Below are 16126 nucleotides of genomic sequence, written 5' to 3'. Positions count from 1 at the left end.
TTAGTTAAAACTATTACTGGTTCTATTGCTTGTAATATTGATAGCATTCTATAAAGAACTCAATTAATAAAATAGGCCCGAACAGGACTTTAAATATTGTTTTGATAATCTACTATCATTAAGGCTACTTCCAACAACGATTTTATCGGTAATACAAATACACACTTGCTTTTCTTATTAAACCCTTGAAAATACGATGAAGCTTTACGTTAAAAATATGGTGTGCATCCGCTGCAAAATGGTGGTGAAACAGCAACTCAAAAAGCTGTCTCTGCATTATATTGTAGTTGAGTTAGGGGAGGTTGAGATAATTGAAAATATTTCAAATGCTCAACTGGGAGAATTTAAAGTCGCTTTGCTAAAATTCGGGCTCGAACTTTTGGATGATAAAAAAAGCATCCTGATAGAAAAGATAAAGAAAGTGATTGTTGAATTAATACATTATGCAGATGAGCCTTCAAAAGTTAATTTTTCTGATTATTTAAGTGAGAAATTAAATCACGATTATACTTATCTGGCAAATTTATTTTCAGAGGTGGTAGGGATAAATATTGAGCACTACATCATTATGCATAAAATTGAAAGGGTAAAGGAATTGTTGGTTTATGACGAACTTTCTCTCACCGAAATCTCTTACAAATTACACTACAGCAGCGTAGGGCATCTTTGCAATCAATTCAAAAAGATCACCGGTCTAACGCCATCTTATTTTAAAAAATTCAGAGAGAACAGACAACTGGGGCTTGTGGATCCTTAATATAAAATTCTTCAGAAAGAAATCGATTTTAATTAATACAGAAGTAAATTAAAAAACAAGATGTTAAGAGAATTAAATAATATACAAATAGAAGCTTTATTGAAAGATCAGCTGATCGGTCGCATAGGATGTCATGTAGCTGGCGTCACCTATATAGTCCCGATAAATTATGTATATGATGGCGTGAACATTTATTGCCATTCCGCTAAAGGAATGAAGATTGATATGATGCGGGAAAATCCGGAGGTTTGTTTTGAGGTGGATAGCATAAAAGATATCACCAACTGGCAAAGTGTGATCCTATGGGGAAAGTTTGAAGAGATCACGGAATTAGACGAAAAACGAAAAGTCCTGCAAAAACTAATAGACAGGGTCAATCCCTACATTCTCGATGATTCGGTTACCCGGGAACACTGTTTTGTGGATGACGAAAGCGATGTTGGGACGACTGTTGAGTTGATTATGTATAAGATTAATGTGCAAAAAAAGACTGGTCGTTTTGAGGACAGATAATAGTATGAATTTTCCGTATTGCCTGCGCGAATACTCCTTTCTTGTTCCTGTTTCCCCAAAAGCAATACAGGGGCATTAGCAGATGCAGCGAGTTCCGCCAAGTTTTTTCAAGGATTTTGATTCAATAGCTTCGGCTATTGGGTTTTTTGTTGGTAAATAAATCCGAATTGTCATAATTCGGAAATTGTCGCTACTGGTTGAACATCTTATCAAACGTTGCTATGTTCATTATACGCTGCATTATAATTTAGACATTTACGGTGAATTTACTATATCATGAAGACTGTACCGATACTGATTGATTTTTCAGAAAATGCTATCCATGCAGCCAAATCAGCTATGGCAGTCGTTGAAAACTGCACGCTGATATTTTACTTTTCAATACCCACTATGATCATCCTCTTCTGCCTTCGTATGTAGAAGTACCCTTGGTGGTTGAAGAATTTGTTTTCCCCAAAGATGAAAGTGTCGCTAAGCTTAGCCAACTGGCTATCCAATTAAGACATAGTTTAACCGGTTTATCTAAAAGTGGATTTAAACCAAAAATCGATTGTCAAAGTGGTGAAGGTGCTTTAGGTTTAAATGTAAAAATATCCTCAAAGAAATGGAAATACAATTATAATAATGGGTGGCAGTTCCAACAGCAATCTTGAACACTTGTTTTTTGGAAATGATACCATGGACGTTATTGACCATACATTATGCCCGGTTTTAATAATACCTCCAAAGGCCGAATTTACTTTGGCGACCGCTTTCGAATTATCTGACATCAATGCTATCAATTATCTCGTTAAACTTGGAAAAATATTCGATTTCCAACTCGAGATTGCCCATGTTTCACTTTTTACAAGAAAATGAAGATCTTGTAAAAGAAAAGGCAATGCACAGCCATATTAATTTGTTAAAGCAACCTAATATATCCTATCATCAAATCAGGGGGAAAGAGGTGGTTAACAGGTTGAACAGATTATGCGAAGAGAATGGATCAGATATGCTTGCACTCGTTCATTACCCGCACGGTTTTTTTTCAAATATTTTAAAAAGTGTACTACAGAAGAGGCCCTCTCGAATCATCATATTCCAGCAATGGCTATTACGTATAATATGAAATAAATGTAACTTGGTATATGTAAATACCTGTTTAAGCAATTTTAATCCATCAGTTCGACCGGTATACCCGTAAATAATTTTAATATACAAGGATTAACAAATGAGCAGGTAACTGAAGCCAGGAAGAGGTTTGGTGCAAACAATCTTGCTTTAACTTAAATCGTTAGCTACTTTTGTATAATGGGAATATTTTCAAAAACGTGTGAATACGCTCTCCGGGCTGTATTCTTTATTTCACAAAAAACTTCCGAAGGCGGACGGGTAAGTATCAAAGATATCGCTATAGGGATAGATTCACCGGAACATTTTTTAGCAAAAATATTGCAGGACCTAAGCAAAAGGGGCTTGGTTCAGTCCGCAAAAGGTCCGAATGGCGGTTTTTTCGTAGATGAAACTACCTTGAAACGCCCTGTTGCAGAGATTGTAGAAGCCGTGGATGGAAACGGGATATTTGTGGGTTGCGCTTTGGGCCTGAAAGAATGTTCTGAAAAGGATCCCTGTCCTTTACACAATCAATTTAAAACAATTCGAGACGAAATTCATTCTTTATTAAGGACAACTAATATTGGCAATTTTAACGAAGAATTAATTTTAGGAATCAATTCGTTAAAAAGATAATTTTTAATTGTAAAAAGGATAAAAAGGTATTAATATCAATAAAATGAAACGATCTATTAGTGTCATTCTTTTCTTATCGCTGACGTCTGGAAAGATAATGGCAGAAACATCGGTGATATCCCAAACGGAGGATTCATCCGGCGGAGTAGCTATATTATTAGCCGGTAGTATATTAATCCTGGTTTTATTGGTGCTATGGCTTTTAAAAAACAGCTATCGTTTAAAGGAAACCATCAATGATGTTGATACAGATGGTAAGAAATGGCTTAACAACCATTTGAAAGATTTAGATGGTCAACAAGTTAATATATTAATCAAACGTCAACATACGATCCGAAATCAACAGATACGTGTCGAAAACCAAAATAAACAATGAAAAAGTCGCTCTTGTTACTACTGTCGCTCATTTTAGCTACGCCATTGTTTGCGCAAGGGGCTGAAACAAATTCAGGTATTTGGACGAACCCCGGAGTATTGATCACGATTACTTTAATCCTCCTTCCGCTCCTGGTTGCCGTATACCTGGTTGCTGTGAAAGTTAACCACATCGCGACCAGGATCAAAAATAGTAAAACAAGGAACGATGCCAGCCAATTAGCTCAGTCCTTGCAAAAATTGAATTTAGAGGAGATGAGTGATGATCTGGCAAAACGTAAACAAGCGATTGAATTTGAGTTAAATAACAGTGAGTTGGCTGGAGAGATCTTGCCGGCCGATAAGAAGGGCTTGCTTCATAATATCGCTGAAGTAAATAGTCCGAGATTTCTTGCTTCGAAAAAGAAAGCGGTTAAAAGACCGGATATTGATCCTTCATTGACCAGGTTAATTCTTTGGTATATTGGAACAGCGACTTTTTGGCTGGTATTAGGCACGTCGGTAGGCGAATATTTAGGGATAAAATTTGTGGCCCCTGATGTTGATCATGTCAGTTGGTTAAGCTTTGGGCGCTTGCGTCCGGTACATACCAATATGGTTTTTTGGGGATGGTCCTCCCTCGCCATGATAGGGCTGGGCTATTACGTTGTTTCAACCGTTAGCAATACGGTTGTGGCCAGTTTGAAACGGGGATGGTATGCTTTATACCTGATTAATGCCTCGGTTGTTTTAGGCAGCATTTCGCTGATGGCAGGAATAAATAATGGGGGCGGCGAATACCGTGAGTATATCTGGCCGATTATGTTATTGTTTGCCATCGGCATCATTATTACACTGATCAATTACTTACAAACTGTGGCGAGACGTAAAACCAAGGAAATTTATATTTCCAATTGGTATATCATTGCCGCTACTATGTTTACTATTGTAATTGCGCTTGTTGGATATTTACCTTTCTGGCAAAACGGCTTGGGTGAAAGTATAGCCCAGGGTTATTATATGCATCAGGGCGTGGGTATGTGGTTTATGCTTTTTAACCTGGGTTTGATCTATTACTTCTTGCCACAGCAATTAAACACGCCTATTTATTCTTATAGCCTTGGTATCCTCGCTTTCTGGACTCAAATTCTATTTTACACTTTAATTGGTACCCACCATTTTATTTTCAGCGCAATTCCCTGGTGGCTGCAAACAACCGCTATTATAGGAAGTATGGGCATGCTGGTACCTGTTTTCGCCGGTACAACTAATTTCCTGATGACATTCCGGGGCAACTTTAATAAAATAGGTTCGAGTTATACTCTACCATTTTACCTGGTAGGTATTATCTTTTACTTCACAGGTTCTTTCCAGGGCACTGCCGAGGCTTTCCGTTCAGCCAATCTGTACTGGCATTTTACCGATTTTACCACGGCCCATTCGCACATCACCATGTATGGTATCATCGCTTTTATGCTTTGGGCGTTTATATACACTTTAGTTCCGCGTCTTACAGGCAAAGAACCACGTCAGGGCTGGGTAGGCGCTCATTTTTGGATGGCGCTTATTGGGTTGCTGTTTTATAGCATACCCTTAATGATCGGCGGTACGCTAAAGGGGATGGCCTGGATGGAAGGAAAACCTTTCATTGATTCGGTAGTGCTGATGGCCCCTTACTGGCTATGGCGGGCTATTGGCGGATCATTGATGTGGGCCTCTCACCTGATCTTTGCCTATAATCTTTATTATATGATTACCAGCCATGAAGAAATTGATCTGCAAAAAGCAGTTTTTGAAGAGTTGAATAAACTACCTGCTAATACCTCTAATCAATAACCCGATGGATATTTATAATAATCATAAAAGACTTTTTGGAGTAGCCATAATTCTATTTATTGTGCTAACCATGTTTGCGGCTATCCTGCCTGCTTTGAATTCACAAAATAATAATGCACCCCTTCCGGGAAGCCATGCTTTGAATGCTGATGAAGTAGCGGGTAAAGGTATATTTATAAGAGAAGGCTGTATCGCCTGTCATACGCAGCAGGTTAGAAATGTAGATATGGATAAAATGTGGGGCACACGCCCAAGTATTGCCGCCGATTATGCCAGGAACATAAGAACTGATATATGGCGTAACACAGCGAACCTGATGGGGTCAGAACGGACCGGGCCGGATTTGATGAACATTGGCAACCGGCAGCCCAGCCAGGACTGGCACCTGCTGCACTTATATAATCCGAGGTCAGTAGTTGAACAATCAATTATGCCTGCCTACTCCTGGTTGTTTGAAGTAAAGGATTATCCTTATCCGGGTGATATCGTGCTTCATGTTCCCGATCAGTTCCGTAAAGGGGTAACCGGACAGATTGTAGCAACCCGGGAGGCTTTGCAATTGGTCGCTTACCTTAAATCATTTAAGCAGTATAAACTTCCGGATGGCAAGCCAACACCAATTTTTCTATATGGCAAAACCTTATCAAAAGCGGAACCGGCAGGAACTACAAGTAAACTGAATACTGAATTAGACGGGGCAGCTTTATATGCTGCCAATTGTCAAAGCTGTCACCAGGAAAACGGCGAAGGTTTAAAAGGCGCCTTTCCACCTTTAAAGGGCAGTTCGATTGTTTTGGATAAAGATCCCAAAGTACAGCTCACCGTTATCATGAAGGGATATAACGGAAGGGCCAGTGAAGGTTACGGCATTATGCCGGCTGTTGGAACCAACAATAACCTGAAGCCGGAGGAGATTTTGGCCATCATCAATCATGAACGCAGTAGCTGGGGTAATAATTCTCGAAAAATCACCCTTACAGAAATCAAGGAACTATTTAATCAAATTAAGTCAGGGCCTATAGCTAAGTAGTATGGAAAAGAATAGGAAACTCAAAATGAAAAGTCTGATAATGACGATGTCCATCACCCTTGGGATATGGATAGCAGCGTACGCACCCGCAAAAGCTTGTGATGCTTGTAAAGCGCAGCAACCCCAATTTTTACAAGGCATAACCCATGGCGGTGGTCCTACAGGTAACTGGGATTATATCATCGTAAGCATTATGGTTGTGATCACGCTATATTCCCTGTACGCCTTGATCAGATGCCTGACAAAACCAGAAAATCCCGAACATCAGGATATTAAAAAGATCATCTTAAATTCTTAAGGTTATGGAAGATAAAAGCATGGTGACGCTGTTCATTGATGAAGACCCGCAACCCATCGGAACATTTCCGGCTCCGGTATCTTTTGACCTGGATACAAAAAAACTGACAGATGGCAAGCATGTGCTAAAGGTTGTAAGTAAGGATCATAAAGGAAAAGAAGGCATTAAAACAATTCCTTTTATTGTTCGTAACGGGCCTGCAATTGCAGTTGAAGGTATAAGAAAAGATGAAGTGGTGGATGGTATTTTGCCGTTAATGATCAATGCTTATAGCAAAGGAGATCAAAAAACTTTTTTGCTGCATGGCAGTGAAACGCCCAAAAGCATCCCTTTTTGGATAATTGTTCTTTTAATTGCATTTGCCGCCTGGGCTGTCTATTATCATATAACCTCCGGTCAGATGACTTTATTTAAATAGAAAAGCCAGGCGTAATCAACAATATATAACACCAATGCAATAAAAGATATAAAACTCTTTTAATATTAATTATTGAGATACCTTTGTATAGGTTAAATATTCAATACCAAAATGAATGAATATGAAAGATATTAAAGACATTTAATCGATCAGGATTTTTGTAGATGAGTTTTATAGCCGGGTACGTAAGGATGCACTGCTGGGGCCTGTCTTCGAAAAAGCTGTTAAAGATAACTGGACACTACACCTCGAAAAAATGTATGCATTTTGGAATGCAGCGTTATTTGGTGTGGCAGGGTTCAGAGGTAATCCTTTTGCAAAGCATGCACCTTTAGCAATTGAACAAAAGCATTTTGACCGTTGGCTGGAACTTTTTAATGAAACGATAGATCAGCATTTTAAGGGTGCTGTAGCAACAGATGCAAAAAACCGGGCCGGATTGATGGCGAATATGTTTCTAATCCGGTTGCAAAAAATGACCGGAAGCATTGATAAAATAATTGTTTGATAATTTGAATAGTGTTATAGGAACAAAGAATTGCAGGGTCAGACTCAATAACAAAACGCCTTATCAAATCTTAAATCAATTTAATACTTACAGGCATGGAAGAACTTCTGAGAAATGTTCAGTATAAGGTAGTCAAGGTTGAATTTTCAGCTGGTACTCATATGCCCAGGCATTTTGCTAACTCAAAGGCCTTTGTGATTGTAGAATCAGGCGAAGCCTTACTGATTTATAAAGGCGATACGTATGAATTAGGTCCAGCGTCAAGTGAGGCGATCCCGGCACATGAACCGCATCTGTTAAAAGTAATTTCCGATTTTAAGGCTTTTATCATTTTGGCAATGATGCCGAGATTCATTATGTCGTGGAATAATGACTTAATCAAAAAAAACAAATGACAACTCAACCGATCAAGCGCAGTAAGCATCTTTTAATACTTTCCAAAGACCATCATGCTGGATTACTCTTTTGCTGGAAGATCAAGGAAGGAATAAAGAGAAATATAGAACTCCACAGAATAAAAAAATACATTAACTTTTTTTGGGAGCGTCATTTGAAAGAACATTTCCATGAGGAAGAAGCCTTGTTATTCGCCCAGATCGATGACCTGCTCTGTCAGCAGGGTAGAACAGAACATCTTATGCTGGAGAGCAGGCTGCAGCGGTTAAATTACTATGAGAATGAAGCCGCAGAAGAATATGTCCTATTCGCAGAACTGTTGATCAACCATATCCGTTTTGAGGAAAGGGTACTGTTTCCTCACCTCGAAACTGCGCTCCCGCCATCAGTTTTATCAAACATTGGTGAGGTTTTGGCTCAGCAAAATCCAGCATCTTTTCAAGAGGAATACCCGGATGAGTTTTGGATAACTAAAAAGGATAAAGCAGATTGATATGGCCAGCGCCCCGGTTAAAGACATAGCTGTTTCTATTTTATATGATGGCGAAAGTCATGAGATCCAAACTTATACCAATGAGTATAGAAGCCTGATGATGCTCATCTATGACAAGATATACACGGAGGATTTTGGAGAATGTTTGGGGATGGGAAAATGCGGAACCTGCCTTATTGAAATTATCAGCAATTGCGGCGGGTTATCTTATTATGAACGTAATGAAGACATAACGCTGCTTCGGGCAGGCCATACGGATAAAAAGTTTCGTTTATCCTGCCAAATATTGGTTGACAGGCATCTCGATGGATTAAAAGTGAAAGTTTTAACATAAGAATGATAAAATGATTATACAGGAGATTTTGCAACAATTAGAAAATTCAACCTCCCCGATTGTCAAAATTTCACAGCGCGGCGAACATTTCAAAGTACTCGTATTAGGCTTCAAAAAGGGGATGATTTTAAAGGGACATCAAACAAACATGAAAACCAGATTGGTTATTGTAGATTGAAGCGGCGTTTATCGACGAGCAAACGATGCAGTTAACCTGAACAAATTTGACGAAATAGATATTCCCATTAATGTACCGCATTCAGTAGAAGCACAACAAGATAGTATTTGCTTTTGAATACAAGGATAATATGATTACTACAGACATTTGCATTGTTGGGGCCGGGCCGGCTGGTTTATTTGCGGTATTTGAAGCGGGCTTATTAAGAATGCGCTGTCATTGATAAAATTCTTTAAGTACAAGCGCTTCGTTATGTTTTTCATCTTTTGCGCCATAGACTAATGTTACAGTTCCTCTTTTCAATTGTTCTTTCAATAGCAATACCTGTTCATTGTTTTCTTTCAGTTCCTGATGGTAACGCTTTTTGAACTCCACCCATTTAGCCGGTTTATGACCAAACCATTTTCGGAGTTCAGTACTTGGGGCAATTTCTTTTAGCCATGTATCTACCGCTGCTTTTTCCTTTGTTAGTCCTCGTGGCCATAGCCTGTCCACAAGAATCCGTACGCCATCCTCTTTGGCTGGCGCTTCATATACTCTTTTAATATTGATTTTCATTTTAAAACTGTTGTAAAATTTATTGCTTTAAGAGAAAAAATATTGAGAGATAATACAAATCATTATCAACAATCCCAACACCTGGTGCATTCCAGGCTATTCGTTCAGCCTCATCCTTTTGGTAAAATGAATGAACTGTACCATTTAGTGTGACTCTATTTCCCGAAACCTAACTAGGATATCATAAGTTTTGACGTTTCCTGTTTTGAATAATTTCATTGTAAATAATGAAGTATGTAGCTCTTTAACTTAAAATTAATAGCTGCAAAGTTTACTGCTGTGTTTCTAACAAAGCAATTAGCAGTCACTTTCATAATAAAGATTTATCAAAACGGACAAGATAATATCGTAATAACCCTCCCATTTGGATATCAAAGTAGTGTATAAAATGTTGTAGTAATGTATCTCAAAGGTAAACTTGAGTTGCTATTATAAAAGTACCTTTAGATGATTCTTGTTTGTTGTTCATAACAATTGGTCTTGTCTGGTATTTGAATGTTACGCTGGCGTGGTGTCCGTCCAGATAGATGTTGCTACCCGCGCTCCAATACATGAATTTGGAATCTCCAAAACGGTCGAATTTTTGGAGGCTAACCTCGCCAAATGGTTGGAACCGGATTTTTGCATCAAGTAAATTTTTTGGCAGGAGCAAACCTGCCTGTGTAAACCAAGATATACCCGTGCCAATAAGTGGGGCTAGATTGCCAAAACCAGCTTGCGAAACTTTGCCTGTATAGTTTGGTGCAAGACTTACGTTTTGGTTCATAATGGAACCATACCGAAGATATTTCGGTCCAAAATCGTAATGATAACAAACGGTGTAACCGGTAAAGGCCCAATTACTATTTGAACCACCGAATGGTAGATCAGCAAAGACATCTATTGCCCAAATAGTAATGTTATGACGAGTAAGCGTCGATGTAGCGGTGTTGCGGGCTTGTGTTACTGTACCTTCTGCTGCACTATAATAACCGACCCCGATATTTAATACACGCATGGTGCCTACATAAGTACCTGTTGTGTATGGTAATTTATTACTTTCCTTATCAAGGAACTGCCATGCAGCATAACCCGTAGTGGAAAACTTTCCAGTCGCATTATTATCTACGGCATAACTGCTGTCCGGTGCCCCATTAGGAAATGCTGTAATGGGCGAAATAACCGTAAACGGTTTATTAATAGCCCACCTGTAACTAACAGGACCAATATTTCCTTTTAGATAAACGCCGAGTTGCCTTGCAAACTGGTCAGAAAGGTCAACCAAAGGCCAATTATAAACCGGTGCATCCAAAGCCAGGTAGTTGGCTGAACTACACGTGGTCATTCGGCTTATGCCCATCCAGTAATGCAAACCTGTACCAATATAAAGAGATGATTTACGTGGTCTACCACTTATTGGATCTTTGTCAGGAAAAACGGCATATTCATTCCAAAGATCGTGTAAATAAAGCTCAGGCTTTTTACCGAGCGTTCCACTAAAGGTTGCTCCTCCATTTCCAGTATTCCCACCACCGACAGATCCTCCGCTTGAAAAAGACTGGTTATCTATGCCTATATCGGCAAATATCAGATACCTTGGCGAAAGTTGGCTGTAGGTAACAAAACGAAACTGCCTAAGGCTAAAATCTATCCAATTTTTTATTTCGATCCCGTTCAACGCAGTTCCAGGATTCGCTTCCGTATTCCTTGCCCAAAAAGTGGCCCATGTAAAAAAACGGATATACTTTTCGCCCGAACTGTCAAGCTTGATGGTCATACCATCCTTATATTCAGGTGATCCATTCTGGCTATAACTGCTATTGCTCCAAAACAACAACAGAATGAAAAGAGAAGCAGCAGTTAAGTTTTGTGTCATATGTTTTTATTATATAATCCGGAACCTTAATTACCCAAGTAAACAAGATGTATTTACCTCCTTACTGGTTTAGTTGATTTTGCGCCGGTTTCCTTTATAAGAAGGCTTACCAGAATTGCTAATGTTATAACGGCCAGCCAAAAGATACCGGCAAATTTAAAATGGGCTGCGTGGTCCGTTGCGCTCATTAGGCTTTTACCATATAGCCCAGCGAATACAGGATTCAGTAAAGCCGTTACACCAAACGTTAAGAAGTTAATTGCACCCGTTGCACTGCCTTTTACCTTATCCGGATTTGCTTCTTTAATAATAGTATAAGGGATCATTGCGGCCCCTGAACCTATACCAAAAATGATCATAGAGAGTACACCTGGCAATAAGCCAGGTAGGAATATGAGCTGCGCAAAACTTAACATCATTACTGCTGATCCTCCTATTAACACGGGTTTTCTACGACCTATTTTGTCAGAGATCCAACCTAATAAGGGTGCCCCAACAACCCAGCCCAGGGGTACCATAGAACAAATTAAAACAGCCGAAGAGTAACTTACATGCCTGTCATGTCGAAAAAATGCGATGCCCCAGGTCATCGCAAAAATAGTGGTGGGAGCAAAGAGCAAACCAGAAACAACGCCGCTTAAATAAGACTGCAGATTACCAAATACCAGCTTGTAGGGCTGAAGCAAACTTAATGCTCCCTTTGATTTTTCTTCAGCCAGTTTTTTTTCGCGGGGTGTAACAAAAAAGATTATTATACATAGCAATCCACAAATTATTCCTATTCCTATCCAAAATAGGCTCACGTGGAGCCCTTTTTGTATTAAAGGCCCAACTATAAACTGTCCGGCCGATCCCCCAAGCATACCTACACATTGTGTAAAACCGATAGCTGTTGCTATATAACGTGCAGGAAAGCCGTGTGAAGCCAAATAAACGCACCCTGTAAAGGCAAAGGCTGAACCAACCCCCTGAAATAAGCGACCACTATACCCCGCAAAAACGTGTGGAAAGGCAAATAAAATACAACCTATACTTAAGATACCTATACCAACGCTAATCGAATATTTTGCTCCGGCACGGTCAAGTGCAACACCGGCAATCAAGCTGGTGAAGGCATATGTATAATAATACACCCCGAGTATAGAACTGACCGTTAAAACACTAACTTTAAATGTACTGGATAGTTCGGGAATCATAACGGCAGGAGATGCCCTAACCACATACTCCAAAAAATAAAAAATACATCCCAGTACCCAGGCGATGATAAAAGGCCTCCCACTATATTTAGTTGATTGACTCATTTTAATTTTTGTATAGTCGTTACGCTTTCAAATTTAAATTCCTGAAAGATTCAATTGAATAAAGAGCATCTCTAATTCTACTTTGACAAGCCAATCGTTTTTAATTTTTTGTTGACCAGCAGCGGTTTTTCATGGCGACATCGTTGTGTCACTCACTTGTACTGTATTTTTGATGGCAACTTTTCCGTTCCATAATTAAGATTATTGTAATGCTGAACTACGTTTTCTAAACATGTCAAAGTAGAATTAAAAACTCATTTTTTTTTACCTCACCCCGTCCGAATGGTTTCAACCAGACGGGCTTTAAATCTTCTCCAGAGGAGCCGAAAAGGAGAGTTTTTAGAGATGCCCTAAATAATATGCAACCTAACTACCGGGCTGCACTATAATATTTCTTCTAAATGCTTATAGTTCGATTTAACTGTGTCCAATACTTCTTCAAATCTTCCTCCAAGCATCAGTTTAGTCATGGAAAGAGCCATTCCCTCCATCATTTTTAATTCAACTTTAGGAGGCATGGCCAAGGCGTTTGGATCGGTCATAACATTTATTAGTACTGGGCCGTTATACAGAAATGCTTCTTTTAAACTGGATTCAACATCGTTAGGTTCACTAATTGTGATGCCTTTTATACCTATGGCTTCGGCAACAAGAGCAAAGTCGGGATTAAGCATATCCGTTTCAGAATCTGGTAAACCTGCAACTTCCATTTCTAATTTGACCATGCCAAGCGAACGGTTATTAAATACAACTATTTTGATTGGAAGATTATACTGTTTAATAGTAGCCAGATCACCAAGCAGCATGGAGATTCCGCCATCACCACACAGTGCGACAACTTGTTTGTCTGGACATGCCAAAGCCGCACCGATCGCATGAGGCATTGCGCCAGCCATAGATCCATGCACAAAAGAACCCAACAAGCGGCGTTTCCCATTAGCCTGAATATATCGGGCACCCCATACACAACACATGCCGGTATCAACGGTGAATATGGCATCGTCTGATGCTAATTTGTTCAATTCAAAAGCAACAGCCTCGGGGTGAATAGCATCTTTTTTACCTTTGTCAAGTACATAAATGTTCAGCTGCTCTTTTACTTTTTTATAAATTTGTAATTGTGCATTTAAAAAGCTTTTGTCTTCCTTAATATTCAACAGTGGAATCAAAGCTTTGATCGTGATTTTAATATCACCAAACAATCCCATAGTTAGTTTAGCTCTTCTTCCTAGTCTTTCGGGGCTTATATCCACCTGTACCAATATTTTATCCTGGGGAATGAAAGGTACATAAGGAAAATCGGTACCCAGCAACAGGACGAGATCGCTTTCATGCATACTGTGATAGGCAGAGGGCAAACCTAACAACCCAGTCATACCTACCTCATAGGGATTATTGGGTTGAATGTCCATCTTACCGCGGAAGGAATAACCCACAGGCGCATTCAGCAAACCGGCAAGCTCAACTACTTCATCATGTGCATTTGCAGCGCCAATTCCGCAGAATATGCAAATCTTCTTGTATTTATTGATCAGATCGGCTAATGCTTGCAGGTCATGGTCTGCGGGTCGAATATCTGCTTTGGAGAAATAATTTTTGTCAGAAGAAACATTCTCTACCGCATGCATCGCGGTTACATCACCTGGCAGGCCTAAAATTGCTACACCCTTCTTCTGGATTGCATGCTGGAGAGCTGCCTGTGCCATTCGGGGTAACTGGGCAGGTGTAGATGCGATTTGGTTATAGCAGCTGCAATCATCAAAGAGTTTGATAACATTCGTCTCCTGAAAATAACCTGTGCCGAGCTCTGTCGTAGCACAGGTCGAAGCAATCGCAAGAACAGATGCACCAGAACGATGTGCATCGTAAAGGCCGTTGATTAAATGAACATGCCCAGGCCCGCTGCTACCCGCACAACATGCTAACCCCGTTAGTTGGGCCTCAGCTGACGCAGCAAAGGCTCCAGCTTCTTCATGCCTGACGTGAATCCACTTTATTTTTGGGTTTCGTCTTACAGCATCATTTAATTCATTAAGGCTGTCGCCTGTTACTGCGTAAATATGTGTGATACCTGCTTGTACCAACATTTCTACTAATTGTTCTGCTACTTTCTTTGCCATATCCTAAGATTTAAATGATTTATTTTCATTCCCAACTGGTTGCCTATGCCTTTAACTGTTAAGAAACTCATGATAATTTAATCAGCTCAATTTAAACTTCCTTCTACTTTGGCTATCTCAGATAGCATGTTTCAGAGCTGCTTATCTTTTAATTTTATATTGATTATACCATGCTATATAACATTCATAAGCCTAAACCATGCGATAGATGTTACAACAATTATTTATGTTACGGTATCAAAAATTCATCCTAACATTCACTATTATTCTATCACATAGATATGAATGAATAATGCAAACAAAGTTGAGTATTGTCAACACAGAAAACACACAATAATTATGCCGACACATTTACTATTTTGCCCTCCTTACTTCAATTTGACCGTTATTGATACGCACATCAAATTTAGGTTGGGATTCTGTTGCCGGGCCGTCCACTACGCTTCCATCTTGCATGGAAAAAACCGAACCATGCCAAGGGCATTTCACGCGGCAATCATCCAGCAGTTCCCCTTCTGAAAGTGGACCGCCGAGATGGGAACAAGTATTAGCAATTGCGAAAATATTTCCATTTTCCCGTACCAGCAGCACTGGAATTGCTCCAGCTTTTACACAGCGCATTTTATTTTCTATTAATTCGTTTTCCGGAAGCACTACTACAAACTCCATTGGATATTCCTCGGATGTAGCTGTATGGTCAACGCCTAATTGCTCGCTATAAACAAGATGGCCGCCCAGATAAGCTGCTATACCAGTAACTCCATAACCAAGCATTGCCAAAGTGATTGCCCTATTGCGTGAACCTTTGCAATTGCGCAAAACGAGTGAAGTAGCATAAAGTGCGGTAGCACTCAGGTTTAATATTCCATGCAGTAAACCAATTTTACGTTTCTTCTTGGTCGTTCCGGTCCAATCAGTTAGTCCGGTAACCGCTGATCCAACCGCTCCTGCAAGTCCTAGGGCAATGGCTGCATCTGCACCTGCTTTATATTTATTTTTGCCTGCCAGTTCTAGTCCGTCTAAAACTGCGGCGACGGTCCAAGCGCCAATCGGAACATCTGTTATTACCGGATGCAGGGGGTGACCGAGCCATGTTCCATGCAGAAAATTTTTTATTTTCTGACCGGTTTCACCACCCGCTTCAAAGGCCTTAATAACGACGGGCTGGATTGCATCGCCGGCTTCACCAAGCCAGTCCTGTTTTTCAATAAAGTCAATTGCGATTTTCTGATTCATTTGTCTTTATCTAACTTGTTTACAATTTGATTTCCTATTTATTTTTAAATTTATTTAATAGCGCCAGCGCTTCATTGTGTTCTTCATCCTTTGCGCCATGTTATACACTAATGTTACAGTCCCTTTCTTCATTTGTTCTTTTAAAAGCGAAACCCGCTCTTTGTTCTCTTCAAATTCTTTGTGATACCCATCTTGTTTGGCCGGGACTTCATA

General features: G+C 39.7%; 20 protein-coding genes and 1 pseudogene. 15 read left to right on the top strand and 6 right to left on the bottom strand.

Translation table 11 applies throughout. The features are described from left to right. The first annotated feature begins 196 nt into the window (after positions 1 to 196). The 15 genes from NAF19_RS17205 to NAF19_RS17140 all read left to right on the top strand — a co-directional run bounded on the left by NAF19_RS17205 (position 197) and on the right by NAF19_RS17140 (position 8665). Complete coding sequence (locus NAF19_RS17205) at positions 197 to 757, top strand: helix-turn-helix domain-containing protein (RefSeq protein ID WP_252791426.1); 561 nt, start codon at positions 197 to 199, stop codon at positions 755 to 757. A 60-nt stretch (positions 758 to 817) separates the two neighbouring features. Continuing rightward, entirely contained in the window at positions 818 to 1270 is a 453-nt protein-coding gene (locus NAF19_RS17200; protein ID WP_252791424.1) for a pyridoxamine 5'-phosphate oxidase family protein, read from the top strand. 276 nt (positions 1271 to 1546) lie between these two features. After that, on the top strand, positions 1547 to 1690 hold the full coding sequence (locus NAF19_RS17195; RefSeq protein ID WP_252791422.1) for a hypothetical protein: 144 nt from the start codon (positions 1547 to 1549) through the stop codon (positions 1688 to 1690). 8 nt (positions 1691 to 1698) lie between these two features. Beyond that, positions 1699 to 1923 (top strand): hypothetical protein, encoded by a 225-nt coding sequence (locus NAF19_RS17190; RefSeq protein WP_252791420.1) that lies wholly within the window; start codon positions 1699 to 1701, stop codon positions 1921 to 1923. Next, on the top strand, positions 1895 to 2128 hold the full coding sequence (locus NAF19_RS30805) for a hypothetical protein (RefSeq protein WP_370362887.1): 234 nt from the start codon (positions 1895 to 1897) through the stop codon (positions 2126 to 2128). The genes NAF19_RS17190 and NAF19_RS30805 overlap by 29 nt, the downstream gene beginning before the upstream one ends. 432 nt (positions 2129 to 2560) lie before the next feature. Next, positions 2561 to 2998, top strand: coding sequence for an RrF2 family transcriptional regulator (locus tag NAF19_RS17185; protein WP_252791419.1), 438 nt, complete (start codon positions 2561 to 2563; stop codon positions 2996 to 2998). Positions 2999 to 3041: 43 nt separating this feature from the next. Next, the gene (locus tag NAF19_RS17180) at positions 3042 to 3374 is read left to right on the top strand and encodes a hypothetical protein (RefSeq protein ID WP_252791417.1); all 333 of its coding nucleotides are present in this window, start codon (positions 3042 to 3044) and stop codon (positions 3372 to 3374) included. Beyond that, positions 3371 to 5188: a cbb3-type cytochrome c oxidase subunit I gene (locus NAF19_RS17175; RefSeq protein ID WP_252791415.1), complete on the top strand. Its 1818-nt coding sequence runs from the start codon at positions 3371 to 3373 to the stop codon at positions 5186 to 5188. Before NAF19_RS17180 ends, NAF19_RS17175 begins: the two co-directional genes overlap by 4 nt. Positions 5189 to 5192: 4 nt before the next feature. Beyond that, positions 5193 to 6218 carry a cbb3-type cytochrome c oxidase subunit II gene (locus tag NAF19_RS17170; RefSeq protein WP_252791413.1) on the top strand — a complete coding sequence of 342 codons (1026 nt, stop codon included), beginning with the start codon at positions 5193 to 5195 and terminating at the stop codon, positions 6216 to 6218. Positions 6219 to 6243: 25 nt separating this feature from the next. Beyond that, positions 6244 to 6516 carry a hypothetical protein gene (locus tag NAF19_RS17165; protein ID WP_252791411.1) on the top strand — a complete coding sequence of 91 codons (273 nt, stop codon included), beginning with the start codon at positions 6244 to 6246 and terminating at the stop codon, positions 6514 to 6516. A 4-nt stretch (positions 6517 to 6520) separates the two neighbouring features. Continuing rightward, on the top strand, positions 6521 to 6934 hold the full coding sequence (locus NAF19_RS17160; protein WP_252791410.1) for a cytochrome C: 414 nt from the start codon (positions 6521 to 6523) through the stop codon (positions 6932 to 6934). A 148-nt stretch (positions 6935 to 7082) separates the two neighbouring features. After that, a complete protein-coding gene (locus NAF19_RS17155) occupies positions 7083 to 7442 on the top strand; it encodes a group III truncated hemoglobin (protein ID WP_370362889.1) in 360 nt (119 codons plus the stop codon). Positions 7443 to 7537: 95 nt separating this feature from the next. Next, entirely contained in the window at positions 7538 to 7837 is a 300-nt protein-coding gene (locus tag NAF19_RS17150) for a cupin domain-containing protein (protein WP_252791408.1), read from the top strand. Then, a complete protein-coding gene (locus NAF19_RS17145; RefSeq protein ID WP_252791406.1) occupies positions 7834 to 8331 on the top strand; it encodes a hemerythrin domain-containing protein in 498 nt (165 codons plus the stop codon). Before NAF19_RS17150 ends, NAF19_RS17145 begins: the two co-directional genes overlap by 4 nt. A gap of 1 nt (position 8332) precedes the next feature. Continuing rightward, on the top strand, positions 8333 to 8665 hold the full coding sequence (locus NAF19_RS17140) for a 2Fe-2S iron-sulfur cluster-binding family protein (protein ID WP_252791405.1): 333 nt from the start codon (positions 8333 to 8335) through the stop codon (positions 8663 to 8665). Between the two features lie 394 nt (positions 8666 to 9059). Here the strand turns inward: NAF19_RS17140 and NAF19_RS17135 are convergent, their stop codons facing one another. The 6 genes and pseudogenes from NAF19_RS17135 to NAF19_RS17110 all read right to left on the bottom strand — a co-directional run bounded on the left by NAF19_RS17135 (position 9060) and on the right by NAF19_RS17110 (position 15913). Then, a complete protein-coding gene (locus NAF19_RS17135) occupies positions 9060 to 9401 on the bottom strand; it encodes a DUF488 domain-containing protein (RefSeq protein ID WP_252791403.1) in 342 nt (113 codons plus the stop codon). Positions 9402 to 9420: 19 nt separating this feature from the next. Beyond that, a pseudogene (locus NAF19_RS17130) lies at positions 9421 to 9555 on the bottom strand (BON domain-containing protein); the annotation flags it as partial. Positions 9556 to 9807: 252 nt separating this feature from the next. After that, positions 9808 to 11256, bottom strand: a complete 1449-nt coding sequence (locus NAF19_RS17125; RefSeq protein WP_252791401.1) for a hypothetical protein — start codon at positions 11254 to 11256, stop codon at positions 9808 to 9810. A 53-nt stretch (positions 11257 to 11309) separates the two neighbouring features. Next, a complete protein-coding gene (locus NAF19_RS17120; protein WP_252791400.1) occupies positions 11310 to 12557 on the bottom strand; it encodes an MFS transporter in 1248 nt (415 codons plus the stop codon). Positions 12558 to 12940: 383 nt separating this feature from the next. Beyond that, positions 12941 to 14677 carry a thiamine pyrophosphate-dependent enzyme gene (locus NAF19_RS17115; protein WP_252791398.1) on the bottom strand — a complete coding sequence of 579 codons (1737 nt, stop codon included), beginning with the start codon at positions 14675 to 14677 and terminating at the stop codon, positions 12941 to 12943. Positions 14678 to 15031: 354 nt separating this feature from the next. Continuing rightward, positions 15032 to 15913 carry a Rieske (2Fe-2S) protein gene (locus tag NAF19_RS17110; protein WP_252791396.1) on the bottom strand — a complete coding sequence of 294 codons (882 nt, stop codon included), beginning with the start codon at positions 15911 to 15913 and terminating at the stop codon, positions 15032 to 15034. Positions 15914 to 16126 lie beyond the last annotated feature (213 nt).

This window comes from Mucilaginibacter flavidus, from assembly GCF_024055575.1.
Classification (GTDB): Bacteria; Bacteroidota; Bacteroidia; order Sphingobacteriales; family Sphingobacteriaceae; genus Mucilaginibacter; species Mucilaginibacter flavidus.
Note: the sequence above shows the minus strand (reverse complement) of the source record. Positions and strands in the feature narration are given on the sequence as shown.

Coding starts and splice junctions, on each gene's coding strand:
- NAF19_RS17205 (WP_252791426.1), top strand. CDS start 197: ATGAAGCTTTACGTTAAAAATATGGTGTGCATCCGCTGCAAAATGGTG.
- NAF19_RS17160 (WP_252791410.1), top strand. CDS start 6,521: ATGGAAGATAAAAGCATGGTGACGCTGTTCATTGATGAAGACCCGCAA.
- NAF19_RS17125 (WP_252791401.1), bottom strand. CDS start 11,256: ATGACACAAAACTTAACTGCTGCTTCTCTTTTCATTCTGTTGTTGTTT.
- NAF19_RS17195 (WP_252791422.1), top strand. CDS start 1,547: ATGAAGACTGTACCGATACTGATTGATTTTTCAGAAAATGCTATCCAT.
- NAF19_RS17150 (WP_252791408.1), top strand. CDS start 7,538: ATGGAAGAACTTCTGAGAAATGTTCAGTATAAGGTAGTCAAGGTTGAA.
- NAF19_RS17135 (WP_252791403.1), bottom strand. CDS start 9,401: ATGAAAATCAATATTAAAAGAGTATATGAAGCGCCAGCCAAAGAGGAT.
- NAF19_RS17110 (WP_252791396.1), bottom strand. CDS start 15,913: ATGAATCAGAAAATCGCAATTGACTTTATTGAAAAACAGGACTGGCTT.
- NAF19_RS17200 (WP_252791424.1), top strand. CDS start 818: ATGTTAAGAGAATTAAATAATATACAAATAGAAGCTTTATTGAAAGAT.
- NAF19_RS17120 (WP_252791400.1), bottom strand. CDS start 12,557: ATGAGTCAATCAACTAAATATAGTGGGAGGCCTTTTATCATCGCCTGG.
- NAF19_RS17165 (WP_252791411.1), top strand. CDS start 6,244: ATGAAAAGTCTGATAATGACGATGTCCATCACCCTTGGGATATGGATA.
- NAF19_RS30805 (WP_370362887.1), top strand. CDS start 1,895: ATGGGTGGCAGTTCCAACAGCAATCTTGAACACTTGTTTTTTGGAAAT.
- NAF19_RS17180 (WP_252791417.1), top strand. CDS start 3,042: ATGAAACGATCTATTAGTGTCATTCTTTTCTTATCGCTGACGTCTGGA.
- NAF19_RS17145 (WP_252791406.1), top strand. CDS start 7,834: ATGACAACTCAACCGATCAAGCGCAGTAAGCATCTTTTAATACTTTCC.
- NAF19_RS17115 (WP_252791398.1), bottom strand. CDS start 14,677: ATGGCAAAGAAAGTAGCAGAACAATTAGTAGAAATGTTGGTACAAGCA.
- NAF19_RS17140 (WP_252791405.1), top strand. CDS start 8,333: ATGGCCAGCGCCCCGGTTAAAGACATAGCTGTTTCTATTTTATATGAT.
- NAF19_RS17185 (WP_252791419.1), top strand. CDS start 2,561: ATGGGAATATTTTCAAAAACGTGTGAATACGCTCTCCGGGCTGTATTC.
- NAF19_RS17175 (WP_252791415.1), top strand. CDS start 3,371: ATGAAAAAGTCGCTCTTGTTACTACTGTCGCTCATTTTAGCTACGCCA.
- NAF19_RS17170 (WP_252791413.1), top strand. CDS start 5,193: ATGGATATTTATAATAATCATAAAAGACTTTTTGGAGTAGCCATAATT.